Below are 5,047 nucleotides of genomic sequence, written 5' to 3' on the forward strand. Positions count from 1 at the left end.
CAGGTGATGTTAATGATGAAAATTTAATGACTTGTGATAACCTATGGTGATTATTTTAAAGGGATGTCTGATGTTTTGTAAAGGGATGTCTGATGTTTTTGTTCCTCAACATTATAGCCAACAATTTTTTGCCCATTAACAGGGCGTTGAGGCTGTAGAATAACTAATTCAGCCAAAACTACTAAAATATTGTGCTCCTGTATTGATCTGTAGAGGATTAACTCGATATAGGTAATGCATTTACCACCCCGATTTTAGGGGGTAATTCATAATAAACGAGTTATTCTACAAGCTCATTATGTTTTCAATCTAGGAAGGAGTCGTATGATTAAGCAGAGTTTTATTTTTGGTGCTGTATTAACTTTTCTCGGTAGTCTACTTCATATAGCTATAATTATTGGCGGTCCAGATTGGTATTTAGCTTCAGGAGCCGGTGAAAATATGGCTACACTAGCTAAATCTGATTCTATGTATCCAGCTTTTGTTGGCTCAATTTTGGTGTGCATCTTCTTCGGGTGGTCTTTGTACGCACTCTCTGGAGCAGGTATAATACGTAGGCTTCCATTTTTAAAACTTTTTCTAATACTAATCGCTGGCTTATGTATCGTTCGAGGATTGTACGGTTTTTTTATACCTCTACTGTTTAATACTCCATACGTCATAAATTTGGGCGTTTGGTTTTGGGTAGCGAGTTCAATGGTTTGGTTAGTAATTGGTTTGTTTTATGCCGCAGGTATCAGATCTCGTTGGTCTTACATTAGTGGTGTGAAAACATAAGCTAATAAATCAGGAGTGTTTATGAGATGTATTTTAGTATTGGTACTATCTTTATTTTTTGCTAGCACTAGCGCAGAAAACTTAGGAGAGATTAAGAATGGAAACACCGAAATGACGAAGCACAATAAAATTAATTATATTGAAATTCCAGCTAAAAATATTGAAGCCACAAAGGTTTTCTTCAGTGATGTTTTCGGTTGGTCATTTGTGGATTATGGTCCAGATTATTCTAGTTTCACTGCTCAAGGGGTAGATGGTGGGTTCTTCAAATCAGATTTAGTTGTTTCTACTAAGAATGGAAGTCCGTTAATTGTTCTTTATAGTAATTCGCTTGAAACAACTCAAGAAAAAATTGAGAAAGCAGGTGGTGAAATAATTAAGCCTATTTTTTCATTTCCTGGTGGAAGAAGATTTCACTTTGGTGATCCAAATGGAAATGAATTTGCAGTTTGGGCAGAATGATTACATAACAAACCATTCAAAAAGGACTAAAATTTTGTGCTCCTGTATCGAACTGTAGAGGATTAACTCGATATAGGTAATGTATTTTACCACCCCGATTTTAGGGGGTAATTCATAATAAACGAGTTATTCTACAAGCTCGTTAGAAGTTTTATCAATAATGGAGTTAAATTGAAAAATTTATTAATTTTCATAGTTATTTGTTTCGGGGCTTGGCTATTCTTTTTAAAAGATAATACCGTAGTAGAATCTTCTAAAAAATCTGCGGTAAATGCGTTTTCAAATAGTAGTGCAATGCAAACTTTAGCTAAAGCCAAAGAAATAGCTAAACCTAAAGTTATTTATAAATGCGATGGTAGGCAACATTGTTCTCAAATGACCTCGTATGAAGAAGTAAAATACTTTATTCAGCATTGTCCTAATACCAAAATGGACGGTGATAATGATGGTATTCCATGCGAGAAACAATTCAATAAATGGTAGTGTTTTCAAACCTCTAATCGGGTAGCCGGAGGTTTCTAGCCACCAGCCCCACACCACCCTGCATGCGGCTCCGCACAGGGCGGTTGCCAAAGATGTTTAGAATAAATTGGCCGATTAGCTCCTACTTATTCCAGTGCTAGTTGCTATATTATCAACGCCACTATTTCTAAATCCCGGTCTGGCATGGAATATTGAGTTGCACAGTCTCCTCACTGATCTTCAAGTTCAGGCCTTCACCCTGTCCCAACCATTACAAAAGAGAGAGGACATTGGGCGCTATTACCTAAATAATAAGTGCCGTCTGCTGACATCGTTAATCACATGCCTAGTTGCCCAATCATGCGCTATCGATTTTGACCTCCACGGATGGCGGAAATGCAGATATTGCAGGAGCAATATATCTGCCATCTGGTTCGCTCTTTTGGTTCGATGACAGCCAAAAGCCAAGACACTTATTAACCAGAGCCTTACTGGTAACTTTTCGATCGCATGTTAAACAGATCTCCCCCCACTCTACCAGAATAAGAAGAACATGTACTTTCTTTGCACTGCATCATCATTTACGGTGGCCATTAGATCACGTGGTTTCGTCGTCTTGTGCCAACTCACCTCTAGCCTACGCCTCATATGATGTTTTTGTTCATCAGCTCGCCTGCTTTACCAATAGGGAGGGCTAGCGGCTTGACCGCCACGGATAAGCCCTTGCCATTCGCTAGTAGTTAGCGTTTAATAACAACATGTTATTCTCTTATCGAAAAGAGTAACGGTGACCTTCCTACAGAGGACTTTCACCTCATTAGTTCATGCCCATGCTAGGCGTACACAAGTCATTTAAATGGAAAATTAACCGTTGGCTAGGTTCCGCTCCGCTACACATTTTAACCAACTATTTATCGCCGCTTAGTAAGGCGTTAGTTTTGTATCTAATTTTGGCGCTAGCTAAAAGTAATCCATTGGATTATAATTGTTCTCATGCAAACAATAGTTGAATTACCAGAATATAAAAAGCAAGTTCAAAAACACCTATCTAAAAGTGATTCTGAACTTTTAATAAATTATCTAGCAGAGCACCCTAAAGCTGGTGACCTTATGCAAGGCACTGGCGGAATCCGAAAATTAAGATGGTCTAAAAGCGGAGGAGGAAAAAGTGGTGGTGTGAGAGTAATATATTACTTTCATAGTGAATCAATGCCATTATTTCTTCTTTCACTTTTTGGAAAAAATGAAAAAGCTAATTTATCCCATTCTGAGCGCAACTTGCTAGCTAAATTTACTCTTAAATTAATTAAAAACTACGGAGGCTAAAATGAGTAGCATCTTTGAAAGTATTAAGCAGGGGTTAACTGAAGCGGTAGACTTCAGTGAAGGCAATATTAAACAAGCCACTGTTCATAAGTTTGATCCTGTTGATGTTAAAGCAATCCGATCAAATGTACACATGACCCAGACTGAGTTCGCCTCAAATTTCGGTATCAGTTTAGGTACACTTCGGCACTGGGAGCGCGGTGATAGAACACCTAGAGGCCCAGCATTGGTTTTATTAACAGTGTTATCTAAAAACCCAAGTGCTGTTATTCGAGCTTTAGCGTAAACAAAAAATAATCGGGTAGCCAGAGGTATCTAACCTCCAGCCCCCACACCACCCTGCATGCGGTTCCGCACAGGGCGGTTCATTTAGAACCCCTAATCTAAACACTCTGATTAGGGTAGTGAACCTTGACCCATCCCTCTCTTAGTGAATATAAACCCGCTTTAGCCAAATAGTCGTTATTCAATGCTTGTTGAATACCCGGTGTTTTCGAGCTCCGCCGTCGAGTAGCACATTCTTACTCGACGGCGGAGCCAGTGATCTAGCTCTACACAAGTTTGATAAGCATTAGCAATACCAAAACAGTTGATCCAGCCTCGCAGATACTGACTCACTTTAAACAATTGATAACCCATACTGACACCCCAATTTCGGTTGGTCAGACGCCTCATCTGATGTTTTTGTTCATCAGCTCGCCTGCTTTACCAATAGGGAGGGCTAGCGGCTTGACCGCCATGGATGGTAAAAATGCAGATATTGCAGGAGCAATATATCTGTCCTTCAGACCAATCCTCATGGATAAGCCCTTGCCATTAGCTAGTAGTTAGCGTTTAATAACAACATGTTATTCTCTTATCGAAAAGAGTAACGGTGACCTTCCTACAGAGGACTTTCACCTCATTAGTTCATGCCCATGCTGGGCGTACACAAGGGTTTTCAAGTCGGACAAATTACAAAGGGAGTTTGGTAGTGTTTGAAAGTATTGCGATCTATTCAGGATTAATTGCAACAATTTGGATTTTCATTGGTGTTTATGTAGCAAGTCGATTTTACGCTGGTTACAGTCATTCTAAACAATTTTGTAGTGAATTAGGTGCAACAGGTAGCCCAACTGAAAAGTTGTCACCCTTAATTAATAATTACCCTCTAGGTTTTCTATTTTGCTTTTTTGGTTGGTATCTGGCACAACTATCAAGCGTATCAATTTTAGTTAATATTGCTGGTTGGTTAGTTATAACCCATGGTATTGGTACTTGGGTAGCGGGTTATTTCCCTATGGACGCAGATCCATTTACAAAGAACCCAACTTTTAATTGTAAGGTACATTCTTGGGCTGGCTTCATTATGTTGCTTTCGTTAGTTGTAGCACCAATATTAATTGCTATCAGTCCAACGACTGAAATTATCCCACTGTATTTTCGTGTTTTTTCAGTTGTTTCTGTTATCGCTGCTGTTTATTATCTATTTGCTATGGCTAAAGCCGTAAAATCTCAAAGCAATCCTGGCATCCATCAACGTATTTCTTATGGCTTTCAGCTAATGTGGTTAAGTGTATTTTCATTAGTGCTGGTGTAATTGTAAACTATAAGCTAATAAATAAGGACAAAAAACAGTTGGTTTTTGCTCCTTCGTCGCCTATTTTAGCCAACTATATTTTGCCTCTTAAATGGGCGCTAGCATGCATAGAAAATATATGCGTATCAATTATCAAAAGGATGATTTAAAAATGAAACTAGCTGGAAAAAGTAACCAATATTTCTATACAAGTATTATGTTAACTACAATTGGGACCACGCTTTCAATACAGAAACCAGACTATTATATTGATATCATCATACTTACTGTTGCTATTACAATTGGAATAATAGGGGCTTGTAAGAGTAAGTCGTAAACGCAATGCCATACAAGGCAATTAAACGGAAAATTTACAGTTGGCTGTTTTTCAATGGTATGGACTCCTCACCTTTGACCTAATAGGCTAAGGTGAAGACGCCAATCCAAACGGAGCCAATACCA

The 5,047-nt window shown here is 38.6% G+C and carries 6 protein-coding genes and 1 pseudogene; 6 read left to right on the forward strand and 1 reads right to left on the reverse strand.

Going from position 1 to position 5,047, the window contains the following annotated elements:
• Nucleotides 1–324: 324 nt before the first annotated feature.
• The 5 genes from MTCD1_RS17925 to nadS all read left to right on the forward strand — a co-directional run bounded on the left by MTCD1_RS17925 (nucleotide 325) and on the right by nadS (nucleotide 3,313).
• Nucleotides 325–777, forward strand: a complete 453-nt coding sequence (locus MTCD1_RS17925) for a hypothetical protein (RefSeq protein ID WP_057180658.1) — start codon at nucleotides 325–327, stop codon at nucleotides 775–777.
• A 111-nt stretch (nucleotides 778–888) separates the two neighbouring features.
• A complete protein-coding gene (locus tag MTCD1_RS17930; protein ID WP_057180659.1) occupies nucleotides 889–1,239 on the forward strand; it encodes a VOC family protein in 351 nt (116 codons plus the stop codon).
• Between the two features lie 171 nt (nucleotides 1,240–1,410).
• Complete coding sequence (locus MTCD1_RS23310) at nucleotides 1,411–1,722, forward strand: excalibur calcium-binding domain-containing protein (RefSeq protein ID WP_057180657.1); 312 nt, start codon at nucleotides 1,411–1,413, stop codon at nucleotides 1,720–1,722.
• Between the two features lie 972 nt (nucleotides 1,723–2,694).
• Nucleotides 2,695–3,027, forward strand: a complete 333-nt coding sequence (locus MTCD1_RS17940) for a type II toxin-antitoxin system RelE/ParE family toxin (RefSeq protein ID WP_057180656.1) — start codon at nucleotides 2,695–2,697, stop codon at nucleotides 3,025–3,027.
• Between the two features lies 1 nt (nucleotide 3,028).
• Nucleotides 3,029–3,313, forward strand: a complete 285-nt coding sequence (gene nadS / locus MTCD1_RS17945) for a NadS family protein (RefSeq protein ID WP_057180655.1) — start codon at nucleotides 3,029–3,031, stop codon at nucleotides 3,311–3,313.
• Nucleotides 3,314–3,410: 97 nt separating this feature from the next.
• On the opposite strand, the pseudogene MTCD1_RS17950 reads toward nadS, so the two are convergent.
• A pseudogene (locus tag MTCD1_RS17950) lies at nucleotides 3,411–3,711 on the reverse strand (group II intron maturase-specific domain-containing protein); the annotation flags it as partial.
• A gap of 289 nt (nucleotides 3,712–4,000) precedes the next feature.
• On the opposite strand from MTCD1_RS17950, the gene MTCD1_RS17955 reads away from it, so the two are divergent.
• Nucleotides 4,001–4,606 carry a DUF998 domain-containing protein gene (locus MTCD1_RS17955; protein WP_057180654.1) on the forward strand — a complete coding sequence of 202 codons (606 nt, stop codon included), beginning with the start codon at nucleotides 4,001–4,003 and terminating at the stop codon, nucleotides 4,604–4,606.
• The last annotated feature ends 441 nt before the right edge of the window (nucleotides 4,607–5,047 follow it).

It is taken from the genome of Colwellia marinimaniae (assembly GCF_002207865.1).
GTDB classification, from domain to species: Bacteria; Pseudomonadota; Gammaproteobacteria; order Enterobacterales; family Alteromonadaceae; genus Colwellia; species Colwellia marinimaniae.

Excerpts from the sequence above, each read along its gene's own strand:
- nadS (WP_057180655.1), top strand. The coding sequence starts at position 3,029 with ATGAGTAGCATCTTTGAAAGTATTAAGCAGGGGTTAACTGAAGCGGTA.
- MTCD1_RS17925 (WP_057180658.1), top strand. The coding sequence starts at position 325 with ATGATTAAGCAGAGTTTTATTTTTGGTGCTGTATTAACTTTTCTCGGT.
- MTCD1_RS17930 (WP_057180659.1), top strand. The coding sequence starts at position 889 with ATGACGAAGCACAATAAAATTAATTATATTGAAATTCCAGCTAAAAAT.
- MTCD1_RS17940 (WP_057180656.1), top strand. The coding sequence starts at position 2,695 with ATGCAAACAATAGTTGAATTACCAGAATATAAAAAGCAAGTTCAAAAA.